The following is a 236-nucleotide window of genomic DNA, read 5'->3' as shown; positions in this document are numbered from 1 at the left end:
CTAAATGCTCATCTAATTCGTATTGAACACAAGGTTATTGAAGAGCAAGAGGAAGAAGAACCTGAAGTCGTTGTCGCTGACCCTGTCACCCCGACGTTACAACCTACCATCTTAGGCGGAATCGAGAAGGTATCTATCGACTCGATAAAACAAAGCTTTGACGCTCGTGTTGATACCGGCGCAACCACCTCCTCTTTAAATGCCGTCGATATTAAAGAATTCGAACGTAACGGTAA

General features: G+C 44.5%; 1 protein-coding gene. It reads left to right on the top strand.

The annotated features are described in order from the left end of the window. Positions 1-236 (top strand): putative ATP-dependent zinc protease (locus AC6UDC_RS06940; RefSeq protein WP_500721924.1); only part of this gene is annotated, 236 nt, incomplete at both ends.

It is taken from the genome of Fructilactobacillus sp. X7R7C1 (assembly GCF_059901065.1).
Note: the sequence above shows the minus strand (reverse complement) of the source record. Positions and strands in the feature narration are given on the sequence as shown.